The organism is Allobosea sp. 2KB_26 (assembly GCF_052115715.1).
In the GTDB taxonomy this organism is placed as follows: Bacteria; Pseudomonadota; Alphaproteobacteria; order Rhizobiales; family Beijerinckiaceae; genus Allobosea.
In genome coordinates this window covers 610,400-626,304 of the sequence record NZ_JBFRHE010000001.1, presented here as the reverse complement: position 1 = coordinate 626,304, position 15,905 = coordinate 610,400, and the positions used below count along the sequence as shown (strand labels likewise).

The following is a 15,905-nucleotide window of genomic DNA, read 5'->3' as shown; positions in this document are numbered from 1 at the left end:
GGGGAAGGCCTGGGAAGCCGGCCGGAGCGAACCTTTGCCTGTGTGCCAGCGAGGGAAGGCGAGGGCAAGCGGCGTTGCCCTCGCCTGGCCGCATGGAAGGCCTATTTTCCGTTTTTCTTCAGCCAATCCCGCATGAAGGCGATTTCCTTCTCCTGGGCGGAGATGACCTCGGTGGCCAGCTTCTTGATTTCCGGGTCCTTGCCATGAGCGAGCACGACCTTGGCCATGTCGATGGCGCCCTGATGATGCGGAATCATGCCACGCACGAAATCGGCATCGGCGTCGCCGGTGAAGGAGGTCGCCATGTCCTTGTGCATCTTGTCATTGGCGGCCTTGTAGGCGGTCGTCGCCGGCGTGTCCGCAGCGCTCGTCGCCGAGCCCTGCATGGTGCCGTGGCCCTGATGCTGCTGTGCAACAGCGACACCGCCCAGTGTCGCGATGCCGAAAAGAACGGCGGCGAGCTTCAGCTTTACACGTCTGGCCATCGAAAGAATCCTCATTCGGTTGAAGCGGCGCGCCACAGCTTCTCCTGACGGGAATGGGGCATGCACCGTACGACCTGATCTCTCGCCCGGGATCATGTCATGATCGCGGCGCTATCCGGCAGCCTCGATGGCGCAGGCTTCGAGCGTCGGCCACTCGGCTAACATACCGCAGACAGGACCATGAGCGACAGCATTTCCATTAGCCTGACCGGCATCACCGACCTTCCGCCCGGCAAGATCGCGGCGATCGTCACATCTCTCGAGATGTTCGCGCCGCCGGCCAAGCGGGCCGACCCGCCCGGCCTGTCGGGCTTCTCGCTCGAGCCGATCGGGAGGGACGTTGCGCGCTATCTCGCGATCTATCGTGTGCTCGGCGAGCGCTGGATGTGGTTCAGTCGGCTGGTCAAGCCAGTGGTGGAGATCGAGGCGATCCTGGCGGACCCAGCCGTCGAGTTCTTCGCCGTTCGGGCCGATGGCCGCGACGTTGGATTGCTGGAGCTTGATTTCCGCGTGGCGGGAGAGGGAGAGCTCAGCTTTTTCGGGCTGGATGAAGCCGTGCTCGGCTGCGGCGCCGGCCGCTGGCTGATGAATCGGGCTCTTGAACGGGCCTGGGCGCAGCCGATTTCACGCTTCTGGGTGCATACCTGCACGCTCGATCATCAGAGCGCGCTGGAATTCTATCAGCGCTCGGGCTTCACGGTCTTCAAGCGCAGTGTCGAGGTCGACGATGATCCGCGGCTGGCGGGGCATATGCCGCGCGATTCCGTGCCGCACCATCCGGTAATCGAATGAGAAAAGGGGCGGGAGGCTAACGGCCTTCCGCCCCATCTCCGTGTAAGACCCTTGAAGCCGAGCGGTCAGGCGCGCGAGCGCAGCCCGATCGAATCCATCATCGACTGGTCGCGCGCTGCTTCGGCTGCCCGCTCGGACGCACGCTCGCGATCGTCGAGAATCTCGACCTTCTTCATGTCCTCGAACGCTTCCTGAAGCTCCGCCTTGGCCTCATCGAGCTGGCCCTTCAGATTATCCGCCGACTGCCGCAGGTTATCGCGGCGCCCAAGCGCTGCCTTGGCATAGGTCGGGTAGGCGAAATGAGCGGGGTCGGAAATACCGGCCCGTGTCTCCTCGCTCTGGATCTCGCGATCCAGATCGGTCGCCATGCGATGGAAATCCGCAATCATCATCTCAATCTGGCTTACCCGGCGACGTTTTTCGTCCACCTGGAAGCGTTTGAGACGCAAGAGGGTCTCTCGCGACTTCATGTCGTGTCCAACTCCTGGTTACGCATGGCGGCTCCCCGACCCCTCGGTTCGCCGCCGGAACTTGATCCGCGAGACGAAAAGGACAATGGCGCAAGGAGGTTGACCGTTTCTTACCGAGGCCGCCCGCTTTCGACGCATATTGAGCCCGCGTCGCTGCTGCTGCCGTGGCCTGGGTGTCCCCTATAGAGTCTGCGTCGGTTATCAGGGCGTTCGCCCGTCTCTCCCTCCCGGATCGCTTTCCCTTGCCCGCCTCATCACGCCTTCCGGAGCATTGGCCGCTGCTCTGCGGCCTCGCTCTCACCCGCATTATCGGCTGGGGATCGACCTATTACGCACCGTCGGTCCTGGCCGCCTATCTCGACCGAGAGCTCGGGATGAGCGGGGAGATCGTCTTCGGAGGCATCACCATCCTGCTCGTGACCGGTGCGGTGGTCGCGCCGATGGTCGGAAGACATCTCGATCGTCGCGGAACGCGGCGTGCCATGTGTGTCGGGGCCGTCATCTGTGCGCTGGGGCTAGCCTTGCTTGCGGCGGCACAGGGGCCGATCAGCTATCTCGCGACCTGGTTCGTCATTGGCATCGGCCACTCGTTGACTCTGGCCAATGTCGGCAATGTTACGGTCGCGCAACTGATGGGGGAGCGAACGCGCCGCGTCATCGGCGTGATGATGCTGGTCACGGGACTTGCCTCAAGCGTGTTCTGGCCGTTGTCCGCAGCCCTTTGCGCTGCCTATGGCTGGCGCGTGGCCCTGCTGATCTTTGCCGCGATCCAGATCGTGATCGTGCTGCCGATCCATCTCGCCATCCCGGTGACAACGGCTCATGCGTCCGCTGCCGGCCCGACAGCGGCGGCCCTGCCCGCCGAAGAGGGCAGGGTGCCTGCGCAAGAGCGTCGCCCGATCTTCTGGCTGCTGGCCTTCGCCTTCTCGGCAAGCGGGTTGGTCTCCTGGGGGCTGCCGCTCCACCTCATCGGTCTGCTGGAGAATTCCGGACTGACCAGCGCCACGGCTGTCACGATCGCTTCGCTTGGCGGGCTTGCAACGCTTGTGGCGCGTCTGGTCGATGTCTTGGCCGGGGAACGCTTCGCTGTCGAGCGTGTGGCCTTGGTCGGCCTCGTGCTCGGACCGCTCTCCTGCCTCTACATGGCGCTGGCGTCAGGGACCGCGCTTTCGGCCATCGTCTTCGTCGCTGCCTTCAACGCCGCCATGGGTGTCATTGCTGTGGCACGCGCCACCTTGCCGCTCTCCCTGTTCGGTCGGCGCGGCTTTGCGACCATGCTCGGGCGGCTGACGGTTCCGCAGAACCTGACCTTCGCAGCCGCGCCGCTGCTCTTTGCGGTGATGATCGAGCGCTTTGGCAGCAGCGCGACGCTGATGATTTCGGCGGCGATCCAGACCGGTGCGCTGCTGGCGATGCTGATCCTGGTGCGCCGCGTCAGCTCGCCATGATGGCTGCGAGTCTGGCGTAGCCTTCCCCCAGTGATGTTGCCTCATCCTTGGCCTGTTTCAGGAAGGCTTCGAGCTGCGGGTTGAGGCGGATGGCCTCGTCGACCTCCGCCGATGCGCCCTGGCGATAGGCGCCAAGCCGGATCAACTCCTCCATGTCGGAATAGGTCGCGAGCGTCGCGCGGGCCTTCTGGACGACGGGATAGTAGGAGGGGTCGCAGGAGCGCGGCATGGTGCGCGACACGGATTTCAGCACGTTGATGGCCGGGTAGCGCCCACGCTCCGCAATCGAGCGTTCCATGACGATATGGCCGTCGAGAATGCCGCGCACCGCGTCGGCGACGGGTTCGTCATGGTCACCGCCGTCGACCAGCACCGTGAACAGACCGGTGATGGCACCTTCGCCGATGCCGGGGCCGGCGCGTTCGAGCAGGCGCGGCAACTCGGCGAAGACGGTCGGCGTATACCCCTTGGTCGTTGGCGGCTCGCCGGCGGCAAGGCCGATTTCACGCATCGCCATGGCAAAGCGCGTGACCGAGTCCATCAGGCACATCACCTGCGCGCCCTGGTCGCGAAAATATTCGGCCAGGGTGAGGGTGGTGAGAGCGGCCTGCTTGCGCATCAGCGCCGGCTCGTCGGAGGTGGCTACCACGACCACGGAGCGCGCCAGGCCTTCCGGGCCGAGGTCGTCCTGCAGGAATTCCTGGACCTCGCGGCCGCGCTCGCCGACGAGCCCGATGATGTTGACATCGGCACGCGCGTAGCGGGCCAGCATGGAGAGAAGAACCGACTTGCCGACGCCCGAGCCGGCAAAGATACCCATGCGCTGGCCAAGGCAGCAGGTCAGGAAGGAATTGAGCGCGCGAACGCCGAGATCGAGCGGGGAGCCGACGCGGCGCCGCGCATGGGCGGGCGGCGGGTCGGCGCGGAAGGCGCTAAGATGTTCTCCTTGGGGCAGGGGCGGGCCGCCATCCACAGGTCTTCCGAGCGCATCGACAACCCGGCCGAGCCAGGCATTGGTCGGCCGGATGCCAGGAGCTGCCTTATCCACATAGGCGGGGCAGCCGCGGCGGACTCCGTCGAGGCCGCCATAGGGCATCACCAGCGCCTTTTCGCCGGAAAAGCCGATCACTTCGCAAGGGACACGCGTTCCCGGCGCAATTTCGATCTCGATGCGCCCGCCAAGGCTCATCGCGCCGATCGGTCCGGAGACCTCGACCATCAGGCCGCGCACGCCCGTCACGCGGCCGAATGTCGTTACCGCATCGAGGTGGCCGATTGTGGCGGCGAGGTCGGATAACCTGTCTATACCGTGCTTTGCGCCGCTCATTCCCCGTCCCGTCAATCTTTCATTTACCTCTGTGATTAACACTGTGCATCGAGGCTGTGTCGTGTTGCAGGGGCTTTTTGTCCCTGTTCCTCGGAACAGTCCTCCGCGAAAGGCGATTTCGCGGGCGAAGGTCTCCCGATCCGTGTCAATTTCGACTCACCTCGACAAGGATCGTTCACTTTCTCCCTGGAAGCGCTTGCGCTCGGGAATCACGGTTTGTTAACCATTTTCCCAGTAGCGTGTCGCGTGGCGTTTCATCGGGCAAGCGCCTGGTCGTCCAGAGCCATGAGGGTTCGGATGAGAATGTGGTCGAGCTTGCCTCGGGGCGAAATTGGGGACGTGACATGCGGGTTCTGCTGATCGAGGACGATAGCGCAACCGCCCAGAGCATTGAGCTGATGCTCAAATCAGAGAGCTTCAACGTCTATACGACCGATCTGGGCGAAGAGGGTGTCGATCTCGGCAAGCTCTACGATTACGACATCATCCTCCTCGACCTCAACCTGCCGGACATGTCGGGCTACGAGGTGCTGCGCTCCCTTCGCGTCGCGAAGGTGAAGACGCCGATCCTGATCCTCTCCGGTCTGGCCGGCATCGAGGACAAGGTGAAGGGCCTCGGCTTCGGCGCCGACGACTACCTCACCAAGCCCTTCCACAAGGACGAGCTTGTTGCGCGCATCCACGCCATCGTGCGCCGCTCGAAGGGGCATGCACAGTCGGTCATCACCACGGGCGATCTCGTCGTCAATCTCGACACCAAGACAGTCGAGGTCGATGCGGCCCGCGTGCACCTGACCGGCAAGGAATACCAGATGCTGGAGCTGCTTTCGCTCCGCAAGGGCACGACGCTGACCAAGGAGATGTTCCTGAACCATCTCTATGGCGGCATGGACGAGCCGGAACTCAAGATCATCGACGTCTTCATCTGCAAGCTCCGCAAGAAGCTCGCCAATGCGTCGGACGGAAAGAACTACATCGAAACCGTGTGGGGCCGCGGCTACGTGCTGCGCGAGCCGAACGATGTCGAGGAACGCATTCCAGCGTGATCAGTGTCATCTGGTCGTCACGATCGGATGCGACAAGAGATACAGCCTGATCGTCGGATGTACACGACAGGTTGACGGGACCCCGCCGAGAGGCGGGGTTTTTGTTTGTGGCAACAGCGGCCTCGAGCATCGACCCGAAGAGGGGATTGCGGTTTTTGGGAAAGCCGATGCAAGCACAGAAGGTTCGATCATCGGACCGGATACGATATCCAGTCCGATGATTAGAGACGGGAGCCGGCCGCGGGCAGTGGACGCGATCGGTCGAAGGGATAGCCGAGGCCGGGCGATTGAGCCTTGCCGGAGCGGCCATCGCGGTAGAGGCCGCGATGCTGCTTGTCCGGCACGATGCTGGTGGTGATCCCGATCACCGTCTCGGCGGCGCCAAGCAGGAAGGCTCCGTCCGGGGCGAGCCGTTGGGCCAATGCGGCCATGACCCGCGCCTTGGTCGGAACGTCAAAATAGATCAGCACGTTGCGGCAGAGGATCACGTCGAAAAGGCCGAAATGACCGCTCGGATCGAGCAGGTTGTGCTGTCGCAGCTCGACCATCGCGCGAATCTGCTCGGAGATGCGCCATTTGTCGCCTTCCTGCCGGAAATGCTTCAGCAGGAGTTGGATCGGCAGGCCGCGCTGGATCTCGAACTGGGTGTAGAGCCCGCCGCGGGCGCGCTCCAGGACTTCGGCGGAAATGTCGGTTCCGACGATCTCGATCTTCCAGCCCGCCAGCTGCGCCGCCATCTCGTCCAGGATCATGGCCAGCGAATAGGCTTCCTGTCCGGTCGAAACGGCGGCGCACCAGATCCGCAGGGAGCGGTGGGCAGCATTCGCGGCGAGTTTCTCGGGGAGGATCACATTGCGGAACAGATCGAATGGGGTCCGGTCCCGGAAGAACAGGGTCTCGTTCGTGGTCATCGCCTCGACGACGGCATTTTCCAGGCCGCGATCGCCTTCGAGCCGAAGGCGCTGCACAAGCGGACCGAGCCCCGCGATATTTCGTTTTCGGCAGAGGATACCGAGCCGGCTCTCGACGAGGTAGCGCTTCTCGGTGCTGAGAGAGAGACCCGAGCGCAGGTGCAGCAGTGTCCGCAGGAAGTCGAAATCGGCCTCCGTCATGCGGGGGACCCTCCACGCACAAGCGCACGAATGGCCGGGCCGATGCCGTCGAGCGCGACGACGGTGCTCGCATGGCGGGCGCGTACGACAGAACCTGGCATGCCCCAGATCGTGCTCGACGCTTCATCTTGTGCGATCACGGCGGCGCCGGCGCGGCGCAACGCGCCGGCGCCGTCCGTGCCGTCACTGCCCATTCCGGTCATCACCAGGCCGAGGGCGGCCGGACCGAGGTGATTGGCGGCCTCGCTGAAGAGCACATCGACGGCGGGCCTGCAGAAGCGCACGGGCGGCCCGTCCCCGATGCTCGCGACGATATGGCCGAGCCTGCGATCGATGCCGAGATGGCGCCCTCCGGGCGCGATATAGACCGTGCCTCTGCTCAGCCGTTCGCCATCGAACGGCTCGCGTGCCCTGACTCCGATTTGCCCGGAGAGCTGTTCCGCGAAGGATGCGGTAAAAAGCGGAGGCATATGCTGGACGACGAGGGTTGTCAGATCCTGGAGGCTTTCGCCGATATCGGTCAGGACCTTAGCCACTGCACGGGGGCCGCCTGTCGATGCGCCGATGACGAGGTAGCGCGGCATCATCGAGATCAACGGCCTGAGATCCATGATGCCGCTGGGCAGACCCGCGTCGGGCGGGACTTCGCTGAAGGGCAGCAAGGCTTCGTGCGAGGATTGGGCGATGCTGCCGAGCTTGATCAGGAATTCGCTCCGGAAATCCAGCGACAGTGTCAAGCCGGCGCGACTTTCGGGCTTGGGCAGCACGTCCATGGCGCCCATGGTCATGCCCTGCAGGGCCAGCCGGGCGTTGCGTTCCGTCAGCGTCGTTGCCAGCAGGATCGCAGTCTTCGGGCTCTCTCTGACGATCTGGGGCAGTGCTGCAAGACCGTCGAGGCCGGGCATGTCGAGATCGAGGACCATGATATCGGGGCGGTAGCGCGTGGCATGCTCCACGGCCATCTCACCGTCGCCAGCTACAGCAACGACATGAAACTGGCCGCTCTCGCCGAGCCAGCGTGCGAACAGCCCGCGCACGACGACGGAGTCGTCGGCGATGACGACGGTCTTCGGACGTATGGCTGTTCTGCCATGGCTGGATGAGCGAGGGCTCACCATTCGGCACGACCCCTGTGCGTCGAATGCAGGGTTGGCTGGTCGAGCCACGAATGGCCCACCGAGAAACATGCCGCGACAGCACGGGCCGCGGCGCGCTGTGTCACAGCAGGCCGACCTGATGGAACTTGGAAGCGACGATCTCCTTGTCGAACGGCTTCATGATGTATTCATCGGCGCCGGCGTGCATGGCGCGTGCGATATGGGCAATGTCGTTCTCGGTCGTGCAGAAGACGACCTTGGGGCGCTTGCCGCCTGGCATCTGCCGCAGGGTACGCAGGAAATCATAGCCGTCCATGATCGGCATGTTCCAATCCAGCAGCACAGCGTCCGGCATCTCGCCCTTGCAGGCATCGATCGCCCGGGCGCCGTCCTCGGCTTCTGCGATCCGGAACTGGAGCCCCTCAAGAATGCGGCGCGCGACCTTGCGGATCACCGCTGAGTCATCGACGACGAGGCAATATTTCATGGTCACTCTCCAGAATAGGCGGGCCGCGGCTCAGGCAGCCAAAGGCAGGTCGATTTTCAGCACTGCGTCGATGTCGAGCACGACGAGAAGACGGTCTTCGAGGCGGTGAACGCCGGCCGCCAGGGCGGCCCAGGCGCGGTCGAGATGGACCGGCACCGGCTCCAGCGTGGAATGATCGAGACGTATCACCTCGCCGACCGCGTCAACGATCAGTGCGTAGGCCTCTCCGCCATGATCGATACCGACCGCAACCAACTCCTTGGCTCCGTTCTGCAGGGGCTCCCGGCCGAGCCTCTTGCGCAGGCAGAGTGCGGTTACCACCCGCCCGCGCAGGTTGAGCAGGCCGATAATTTCGGGCGGCGCCAGTGGCACCGGCGTGATGCGGCTGGTATTGAAGACGTCCTGCACGCGGCCGATCGGCAGCCCGAGCAACTGCTCGCCAATGGTCACGGTGACGTAATCGAGGGATTCCGTGAAGCCCGTCGTGTCAGGGGCGGGGCGTGTCTGGATTTGCTTCGAGCTCATGCCGCCTGCCTCAGCCTGGAACGGTTGTCTGCCAGCTCGGCGAGCAAGGCGCGGCGGTCGAATTTGGCGACGATGGCGTCCATGCGCGCCTGTGTTGCCAGTGCATAGAGCTCCGGGGTGGCGAAGGTCGTCATGCCGAGTATCCGGACCGCGTCACCGTCTTCACCCTCACGCAGTTCGGCGGCAAAGCCGAGCGCCGCTTCGGTGTAGCGGTCGAGATCGATCAACACGCCGTTGAGCCCGCCAGCGGCGACATGCTGCCGGGCGCTGGCGATATCGGCGGCCAGTGTTACGCGAAGTCCCGCAGCCTTCAGGACGGGGGCCAGCATTTCGCGCAGGAATTCGGACGGCTCGACCATCAGGACATGCGCGCTGCTGGAAACGCCTTCGCGACGGCTGGCCCGTAACCAGTTCGGATCGCCCTTGGGCAAGTAGTGCGCCAGATCGAGGATCTCGGTGGCGCGTCCCCTGATGATCGCCGACCCGACGGTGCCCTGGTCGAGCATGGCCTGCAACTCGACATCGAGAATCTCGTCGACGATGTCGACGATCGCGTCGACCGCGAGGCCCATGGTCAGCTCGCCTTCCGCGATGATCACGAGTGCCTGCAGGCCCTTGCTCTTCACCTGTGTCTCGCCAACGGGGATGATCGGCATCAGACGGCCGCGATAGTTCAGCAGCACGCGACCGCCGCTGATCTCGAACCGCTCTGCCTCAACCTCTTCCAGCCGTGTTACGAGCGAAAGCGGTACGGCTTTCAGGCTGTCGGCACCGGCGCGAAACACCAGCATGGTCGTGCGCTCACCGACAGGGGAGGGTCCGCTGGTCGGGTTCTGTTCGGGGGCATCGGCAGAGGTCGTCGCCCCGACGAGGCTTGCGACGCCATTGGGGTCGACGATCAAGACGACCGCGCCATCGCCAAGGATGGTGTTGCCGGAGAAAATCGGAATGTGACGCAGCTTCGTCGACATCGGTTTGACGACGATTTCCTCGGTGTGGAACACGCTGTCGACCAAAATGCCGAACTGACGTTCGCCGATCTGCGTCACCACGATGAACCCGTCATCTGCAGCTGCGGGACCTGCGTTCAGCAATCCGGCAAGTGCGATGATCGGCAGCAAGCGGCCACGCAGTCGCAGGACAGGGGTGCCGTTGATCTGCTCGACGCGGTGATCCGCCCCCGCCTTCACGCGCACGAGCTCGCGCACGACGATCTGAGGGATGGCGAAGCGCTGTTCGCCGCAGGCCACGATCAGGGCTGCCACAATGGCGAGTGTGAGCGGGATCTTGATGGTCAATGTGGTGCCGGCACCGGCTGTGCTGGCGATATCGATCAACCCGCCAATGGCGTCGATATTCGACTTGACCACGTCCATGCCAACGCCGCGGCCGGAGATCGCGGTGACATTCTCCGCGGTCGAGAAGCCGGCGTTGAAGATCAGGCGGCTGAGCTGCGCTTCACTCATGCGCTCGATCTCGCCCTCATGGGCGAGACCCTGCTGCAGCGCCTTGCGGCGAATGCGTTCGAAGTCGAGGCCGCGGCCGTCATCGGAGATGGAGATGGTGACCGACCCGCCCTCGTGATACGCGGCGAGGCGAATGGTGCCATGGGCCGGCTTGCCGGCAATGATACGGTCGGCCGGCGGTTCGATCGCGTGATCGGCGCAGTTGCGCACCATATGGATCAAGGGGTCCTTGATCAGGTCGAGGATCTGCCGGTCGAGCTCGGTGTCGGCGCCTTCGGTGACGAGTTCGATGCGCTTGCCGAGTTCGCCGCTGAGGTCACGCACGATGCGCGGCAGCTTCGACCAGGCATTGCCGATCGGCTGCATGCGGGTCTTCATCACCCCGTCCTGCAGCTCGGCGGTGATCAGAGATAGACGCTGAAGCGGCGCCTTGAGCGCGGCGTCATCCTGACGGCGCGAGATTTCGAGTAACTGATTGCGGGTCAGCACGAGCTCCGAGACCATCGTCATCAGATGTTCGATGGTATCGACGTTGACGCGGAGGCTCGCCGGACCCACCGAGCGGCTCTCGCGGGGGGAGGCGTCGTCGGCGGCTGCATCGTGGCGGGCGGCGCTTTCGATGCGCCCGTCCGGTCCGCGCTGTGGCCCGGGTGCGCTCTGGAAGACGAGGTCGAGGCCGTCATCGGTCGCCGACACTGCGTGCCGGGCCAGGTAGGCGGCGACCGGATCCGACGGGCTGACCGAGGGGGACCGTGCCAGCTCCTTCTTGGCCTGGTCTGCCAGCGCCTGCAATTCGCGGATCAGGACCTCGTCGCTGCCGGTCGGCTCCTGGCCTTTGTCGGCCAGCTCCGCCATGATTTCCTTGATGCGGTCGATGGTCTCCAGAATCGCGGTGACCGCAATCGCGTTCACGGTTGCTCCGTCGCGGAACTGGCCCATCACGGATTCTGCCGCATGTGTCAGGGCTTCGAGGCGCGGCAGGCCAATGAATCCGCACGTGCCCTTCACGGTATGAACCAACCGGAAGATGTTGCGCAGGATGTCGCGATTATTGGGTTCCTGCTCGAAGCGCACGAGCTCCCTGTCGACGGTGTCGAGATGCTCGCCAGTCTCGCCAAGGAACTCTTGGAGCAATTCGTCCATGCCGAAGACCATTACCCACGCAACAATGCTACGCCCATCTATGCAGCGGAAGGGTTTATGATCGGTTGAGACAGGACTGAAAGCGCGATGTTCCTGCGCTCTCGGCCGGAATGGCTCAGTCCGTCTTGTCGGCCGTGATCGTCACGGTGTCGCCGTCGATGGAGAAGGCGACCTTCATGTTGGCCGCGCGGGCGACCATGCCGGCATAAAGCGGCTGCACGGCGTGAGCGTCGATCGTGCCCGTCTCGGAGCGGCCGGCGAGCAGGTCCTCGACATGGGCCGGAATGCGGGCATGCGAACCGGTGGCGGTGATATGGAAGCTGCCCTGCTCGCCCTCCAGGGTGGTGCGGGCGACGAGGCGTCCGCCGCGCGGCACGGCCTGCGTCGCGAGGATCAGCAGGTTGAGTACGAGCTTGACCTGGTTCTTCGGCAGCAGCGCGCGCGGGGCCTCCCAGTCGAGCGAGAGCTTGTCGTCGTTCAGAAAGCCATTTGCGACCGTGCCAGCATCGCCGAGATCGATCATCGCGCCCGCCGACCCTGCCGCGCCGAAGGCCAGCCGGGCGAATTGCAGGCGGGCGGACGCGCTGCGCGCGCTCTTCTTGATGAGTTCGAGTGCGAAATCTCGCATCGAGGGATCGTCTTCCTCCAGAACCTCGAGCGCGTTGACGATGGCGCCGACCGGGCTGATCACGTCATGGCAGACCCGGCTGCAAAGAAGCGCAGCCAGATCGAGCGGCTCGAGCGAGATGTCGGTCATGGCAGATGTCCTGGGAATAGCGTTTCGGGGCGCGCTCATGGCAAATGAAGCGCCGATAGGATAAGGTATGGGGTGATCTTGGTTTGCATGTGGTTAACTGTGTTTTGGCCAGCAGAACAGCGAATGGGCGCCCAATCCGCATGATAGCGCCCAATGATCCGCGCCTTTCCGACCGCAATGCCCTGGCTGAGAAGCTGGCTGAGGCGGCGCGCCTGAGCGGCGCCGTGCTGCTGGCCATGCGCGCCGCAAGGGATGTGCGGAGCAAGGCGGACGGTTCGCCGGTCTGTTCCGCTGACCTCGCCGCCGATCACGCCGCGAAGGCGGCCCTTACCCGGCTGCTGCCCGATTTCCCCGTGATCAGCGAAGAGAGTGTCGAATCCGCCCAGCCCGCTCCCGTCTTCATCCTGCTCGACCCGCTGGATGGAACGCGCGAATTCCTGGCTGCTGGTGAAAGCTATTGTGTCGCGATCGCCATCATCAGCGGTAAGCGGCCCATCGCGGGGGCGATCGCCGCGCCGGAGATGGGACGGCTCTGGTTTGCGGGGGAAGATGCCTTTGCGCAGGCCATCGCGCCGGACGGCTCAACGCTCGGTGCGGCGCAGCGTATCGTCGCGCGTCCCACTCCGGCCAGCGGCCCGGTCGTTCTGGTCAGCCGCTTTCACGGAGACACGCTCAGCAGCAGCGTGCTCAGCGCGATGTGCAAGAGCGAACAGATGCCGATGTCCTCGGCGGTGAAATTCGGCCTGATCGCCAGTGGCGAGGCCGATCTTCATGTCCGCGGAGGAACCACGATGGAATGGGATATTGCTGCCGGCGACGCGATTCTGACCGCAGCTGGCGGTGTTGTCCGGCAGCTCGATGGCAACGTGCTGCACTATGGCGGCGCCGAGCGGCACTATCGCAACCCGTCTTTCGTGGCGGCCAGCAATGAGGGATTGGCCGGGCGCGCGATCGCACTCGCGAAGGAACTGACGCCTGTCGGCGAGGCGGGAGCCGTGGGTTAGATCATCGGCTTGCCCGAAAACCGCAATCCACTTTTCGGGGCGGTGCCTTAGCGAGCGATCTGCTGACTGACACGCTGCCAGTTGGATTCCGCAAGCTGGCGCAGGGATATTTCCTGAGTGAAGCGTCGCCTGTTCTCGTCGCTGCGGAAGAGGAAGAGCCGCGAATCAATGATTACGAAGCGACGCGGATCGGTCTCAACCGCACGTCCATCGGCAACCGCGAGCGGGTCGAAGCCTGCAAAGGCAGGCTCGTAGGTGTCGGGCGAATCACGAAAGGCTTCGCGGTTGCTGGCCGTGCTGAAGCGCCAGACTGCGCCCTCATAGACCAGCTCATAGTCCGGGCGACCGGAAACCGCGCGGCCTTCTGCCTGATAGGCAACGGGGTCATAGCCGCGCATGGCCAGCCCGGAACGGATGTCACGCTGCATTTCCTCGCCAATTGCCGGCAACTCCGGAAGACCGTCGGGCAGCGCCGCCGGCTGAGCCAGCACCGGCTGGACCGCGATGGCGAGGGCGAGGACGCCGACCGCGATCGAAATCCAGCGCTGCCATTTTACGGCCTTCATCACAGATTCCTTTGCTGGGTGACGGCGGGGAAGCACCTCCGCGCAATCTTCACGGGTTGGATACTCTTGGGGCGTATCAAACTGGTTACTGAATTGTCACGCATTCGCGTGATGCCGTGCCCCGCCGCGCATTCGGCCACCCGGCCGGGATGCGACGCCTAGCCCGGAGTTTCCTCAATGGATCTCACTCGCCGTTCCCTTCTGGCCGGTGCGGTTGTCTCGGCCACCCTTGGCTTGAGCAGCCTGCCGGTGCTGGCGCAGAGCCAGAATCCGCAGTCCTTTTCTCAGACCGAGCTCGTCAGCTCCGGTCATCAGTTTTTCGGCAATGTCTCGCGTGGGCTTGCGCTGACGATCGAGGAGGCCGTCCGCCGCTGGGGCGAACCCAATGGCTATGTGCTCGGCCAGGAAGCCTCCGGTGCTTTCGTCGGTGGCCTCCGCTTTGGCGAGGGCACATTGTTCACGCGCAATGCCGGCGATCGCAAGGTGTTCTGGCAGGGCCCGTCCGTCGGCTTCGATTTCGGCGGAGAGGGCGCTCGCACCATGATGCTGGTCTACAATCTGCCGGTCGTCGACGCGCTCTATCAGCGTTTCGTCGGCATTGACGGCTCGGTCTACTTTGTCGGGGGCTTCGGCTTCACGGCAATGGCAGCCGAGGGCGTAACGCTGGTGCCGATCCGGACCGGCGTCGGCTGGCGGCTCGGTGTCAATCTCGGGTATCTCAAGTTCACGCCCCAGGCGACCTGGAACCCGTTCTGACCGGGAAGGCTCGTTTTGCTGGCCATGGCGCCGTTGTCATGGCAGGGTTTCGTTCTTGGAATCGTTCCTGATCGGAGCCCCGTGATTTGATCGAAGCCGTCATGCTCGTCACGCTCGGCTTCCTGACAGCCATTCTGCTGGCGCTGGCGGCCCTGCCGGCGCTTGCCCGGCGGGCCGACCGGTTGGCTCGCAAGCGGGCAGAGGCGGCGTTCCCGCTCTCGCTGGCGGAGATCGCAGCCGATCGGGATCATCTGCGTGCGGAACTGGCGATGCAGGCGCGGGCGCTCGAGCAACGGGCGGAGAGCGGGTTCGCTGCAAGAGCTGGTGCGATGGAAGAGCTCGGCCGCCGCGACATGGCGATCGGGCGGCTCGAACGGGAGCTTGGTGCCCGCGAAGAACGCATCAACGGACTCGAGGGGGATTTGGCGGCCACGCGCATCAATCTCACCGAAACCCGCGACGCGCTGGCCCGGGAAACCGCGGCGCTGGCGCTGGCCAGCGGCACCATCGAACAGCGGATCCATGATCTTGGCGCATTGGAGCGCAGCCTGAGCGAGGCCAGGCTTGCGCTGCGCGGCACCGGCTCCGATCTCGATGCGCGCACCGGAGAGGTGGCAGAGCTGCGCGCGACGCTCGAGCGGACCGAGGCGCTGCTCGCGGAGCGTGAGGCGGAGCTCGGGCAAGCCCGTCAGGAGGGCGATGCTCATCGTGTTGCGCAAGTCGAGGGCCGCACACGTATCATGGTGATCGAGGGAGAACGCGGCGAACTCGCAGCCCAATTGGCAGCCAGCCGGCGTGCCGTCGATCAGGCGGCGGCTGCGCTCAAGGCGATGACGACCGATCGAGATAGCGAAAGACTGCGCGCTGACGCTCTCGCCGCACGCGCGATACAAGCCGAGGCAGGCCTTGCCGCGGCGGATTCTGGCGCGGTTGAGGTCGCTTCGGAGGCTGGTCGTCTCGCAGCGCTCGCCCGCAAGGTCGAAGAGGAGCGCGACCAGCAGGTGCGGATGAGGCAGGAACTCGAAGTGGAATTGGCGCAGGAGAAATCCATGAACGCGTCCAGAAAGCAGCGGGCTGCCGAAGAAGTCGCGCAGGCTCACAATGAGCTGCGGGCTCGGGACGCCCGGTTTGAAACGGAGCATGCAGAAGCGCAGACCCTGCAGGGAGCATTGGCTCAGGTGCGAGCCGAGCTTGCGCGCACCAAGCAAGAACTGTCTCAGTTGCGACGGGAGGCGAAGCCCGTCGATGATCCAGTTGCGCGGAGCGACAATGCCGCCCTGCGGCAGGAGATCGTGCGGATCGCCGATCAGCTCTTGGCGCCGCCGCCGAGCCGGGAAGCGGCGGAATAGCGCGCAATCCCGCGGAAAACCGTTTCCACCTTGAGCGCTTGATGCTTTAGGAAGGCGCGCAGGCTTTTCGCCGCG

16 protein-coding genes are annotated in these 15,905 nt (G+C 64.5%); 6 read left to right on the top strand and 10 right to left on the bottom strand.

Going from position 1 to position 15,905, the window contains the following annotated elements:
• Positions 1-101: 101 nt before the first annotated feature.
• Positions 102-485, bottom strand: a complete 384-nt coding sequence (gene copM / locus AB4099_RS03085) for a CopM family metallochaperone (RefSeq protein WP_113510955.1) — start codon at positions 483-485, stop codon at positions 102-104.
• 180 nt (positions 486-665) lie between these two features.
• Here copM and AB4099_RS03080 point away from each other — a divergent pair, with 180 nt between their 5' ends.
• Positions 666-1,277, top strand: coding sequence for a GNAT family N-acetyltransferase (locus tag AB4099_RS03080; protein WP_441476991.1), 612 nt, complete (start codon positions 666-668; stop codon positions 1,275-1,277).
• Between the two features lie 65 nt (positions 1,278-1,342).
• Here the strand turns inward: AB4099_RS03080 and fliJ are convergent, their stop codons facing one another.
• Positions 1,343-1,747, bottom strand: a complete 405-nt coding sequence (fliJ, locus tag AB4099_RS03075) for a flagellar export protein FliJ (RefSeq protein WP_043237924.1) — start codon at positions 1,745-1,747, stop codon at positions 1,343-1,345.
• 242 nt (positions 1,748-1,989) lie between these two features.
• Here fliJ and AB4099_RS03070 point away from each other — a divergent pair, with 242 nt between their 5' ends.
• Positions 1,990-3,195 carry an MFS transporter gene (locus tag AB4099_RS03070; RefSeq protein WP_441476990.1) on the top strand — a complete coding sequence of 402 codons (1,206 nt, stop codon included), beginning with the start codon at positions 1,990-1,992 and terminating at the stop codon, positions 3,193-3,195.
• Here AB4099_RS03070 and fliI read toward each other — a convergent pair.
• A complete protein-coding gene (gene fliI, locus AB4099_RS03065; RefSeq protein ID WP_441476989.1) occupies positions 3,182-4,522 on the bottom strand; it encodes a flagellar protein export ATPase FliI in 1,341 nt (446 codons plus the stop codon). The two genes, AB4099_RS03070 and fliI, sit on opposite strands and share 14 nt — an antisense overlap.
• 344 nt (positions 4,523-4,866) lie before the next feature.
• On the opposite strand from fliI, the gene ctrA reads away from it, so the two are divergent.
• The gene (ctrA, locus tag AB4099_RS03060) at positions 4,867-5,568 is read left to right on the top strand and encodes a response regulator transcription factor CtrA (protein ID WP_069882553.1); all 702 of its coding nucleotides are present in this window, start codon (positions 4,867-4,869) and stop codon (positions 5,566-5,568) included.
• A 221-nt stretch (positions 5,569-5,789) separates the two neighbouring features.
• Here the strand turns inward: ctrA and AB4099_RS03055 are convergent, their stop codons facing one another.
• From AB4099_RS03055 to chpT, 6 genes are all read right to left on the bottom strand, one after another.
• Entirely contained in the window at positions 5,790-6,680 is an 891-nt protein-coding gene (locus AB4099_RS03055) for a CheR family methyltransferase (RefSeq protein ID WP_113510883.1), read from the bottom strand.
• Complete coding sequence (gene cheB / locus AB4099_RS03050; RefSeq protein WP_113510882.1) at positions 6,677-7,798, bottom strand: chemotaxis-specific protein-glutamate methyltransferase CheB; 1,122 nt, start codon at positions 7,796-7,798, stop codon at positions 6,677-6,679. Before cheB ends, AB4099_RS03055 begins: the two co-directional genes overlap by 4 nt.
• 100 nt (positions 7,799-7,898) lie before the next feature.
• On the bottom strand, positions 7,899-8,264 hold the full coding sequence (locus AB4099_RS03045; protein WP_043237911.1) for a response regulator: 366 nt from the start codon (positions 8,262-8,264) through the stop codon (positions 7,899-7,901).
• Between the two features lie 30 nt (positions 8,265-8,294).
• Positions 8,295-8,789 carry a chemotaxis protein CheW gene (locus AB4099_RS03040; RefSeq protein WP_441476988.1) on the bottom strand — a complete coding sequence of 165 codons (495 nt, stop codon included), beginning with the start codon at positions 8,787-8,789 and terminating at the stop codon, positions 8,295-8,297.
• The gene (locus AB4099_RS03035) at positions 8,786-11,398 is read right to left on the bottom strand and encodes a hybrid sensor histidine kinase/response regulator (protein ID WP_441476987.1); all 2,613 of its coding nucleotides are present in this window, start codon (positions 11,396-11,398) and stop codon (positions 8,786-8,788) included. The genes AB4099_RS03040 and AB4099_RS03035 overlap by 4 nt, the downstream gene beginning before the upstream one ends.
• Positions 11,399-11,513: 115 nt before the next feature.
• On the bottom strand, positions 11,514-12,155 hold the full coding sequence (gene chpT / locus AB4099_RS03030) for a histidine phosphotransferase ChpT (RefSeq protein ID WP_113510880.1): 642 nt from the start codon (positions 12,153-12,155) through the stop codon (positions 11,514-11,516).
• Between the two features lie 140 nt (positions 12,156-12,295).
• Here chpT and AB4099_RS03025 point away from each other — a divergent pair, with 140 nt between their 5' ends.
• A complete protein-coding gene (locus AB4099_RS03025; protein WP_441476986.1) occupies positions 12,296-13,159 on the top strand; it encodes a 3'(2'),5'-bisphosphate nucleotidase CysQ family protein in 864 nt (287 codons plus the stop codon).
• A gap of 47 nt (positions 13,160-13,206) precedes the next feature.
• On the opposite strand, the gene AB4099_RS03020 is transcribed toward AB4099_RS03025, so the two are convergent.
• Complete coding sequence (locus tag AB4099_RS03020) at positions 13,207-13,725, bottom strand: YHS domain-containing (seleno)protein (protein ID WP_441476985.1); 519 nt, start codon at positions 13,723-13,725, stop codon at positions 13,207-13,209.
• Between the two features lie 177 nt (positions 13,726-13,902).
• Here AB4099_RS03020 and AB4099_RS03015 point away from each other — a divergent pair, with 177 nt between their 5' ends.
• Entirely contained in the window at positions 13,903-14,481 is a 579-nt protein-coding gene (locus AB4099_RS03015; protein WP_113510877.1) for a DUF1134 domain-containing protein, read from the top strand.
• Between the two features lie 86 nt (positions 14,482-14,567).
• Positions 14,568-15,830 carry a coiled-coil domain-containing protein gene (locus AB4099_RS03010; RefSeq protein ID WP_441476984.1) on the top strand — a complete coding sequence of 421 codons (1,263 nt, stop codon included), beginning with the start codon at positions 14,568-14,570 and terminating at the stop codon, positions 15,828-15,830.
• The last annotated feature ends 75 nt before the right edge of the window (positions 15,831-15,905 follow it).

Coding starts and splice junctions, on each gene's coding strand:
- copM (WP_113510955.1), bottom strand. CDS start 485: ATGGCCAGACGTGTAAAGCTGAAGCTCGCCGCCGTTCTTTTCGGCATC.
- AB4099_RS03080 (WP_441476991.1), top strand. CDS start 666: ATGAGCGACAGCATTTCCATTAGCCTGACCGGCATCACCGACCTTCCG.
- fliJ (WP_043237924.1), bottom strand. CDS start 1,747: ATGAAGTCGCGAGAGACCCTCTTGCGTCTCAAACGCTTCCAGGTGGAC.
- fliI (WP_441476989.1), bottom strand. CDS start 4,522: ATGAGCGGCGCAAAGCACGGTATAGACAGGTTATCCGACCTCGCCGCC.
- ctrA (WP_069882553.1), top strand. CDS start 4,867: ATGCGGGTTCTGCTGATCGAGGACGATAGCGCAACCGCCCAGAGCATT.
- AB4099_RS03055 (WP_113510883.1), bottom strand. CDS start 6,680: ATGACGGAGGCCGATTTCGACTTCCTGCGGACACTGCTGCACCTGCGC.
- cheB (WP_113510882.1), bottom strand. CDS start 7,798: ATGGTGAGCCCTCGCTCATCCAGCCATGGCAGAACAGCCATACGTCCG.
- AB4099_RS03045 (WP_043237911.1), bottom strand. CDS start 8,264: ATGAAATATTGCCTCGTCGTCGATGACTCAGCGGTGATCCGCAAGGTC.
- AB4099_RS03040 (WP_441476988.1), bottom strand. CDS start 8,789: ATGAGCTCGAAGCAAATCCAGACACGCCCCGCCCCTGACACGACGGGC.
- AB4099_RS03035 (WP_441476987.1), bottom strand. CDS start 11,398: ATGGACGAATTGCTCCAAGAGTTCCTTGGCGAGACTGGCGAGCATCTC.
- chpT (WP_113510880.1), bottom strand. CDS start 12,155: ATGACCGACATCTCGCTCGAGCCGCTCGATCTGGCTGCGCTTCTTTGC.
- AB4099_RS03025 (WP_441476986.1), top strand. CDS start 12,296: ATGATAGCGCCCAATGATCCGCGCCTTTCCGACCGCAATGCCCTGGCT.
- AB4099_RS03020 (WP_441476985.1), bottom strand. CDS start 13,725: ATGAAGGCCGTAAAATGGCAGCGCTGGATTTCGATCGCGGTCGGCGTC.
- AB4099_RS03015 (WP_113510877.1), top strand. CDS start 13,903: ATGGATCTCACTCGCCGTTCCCTTCTGGCCGGTGCGGTTGTCTCGGCC.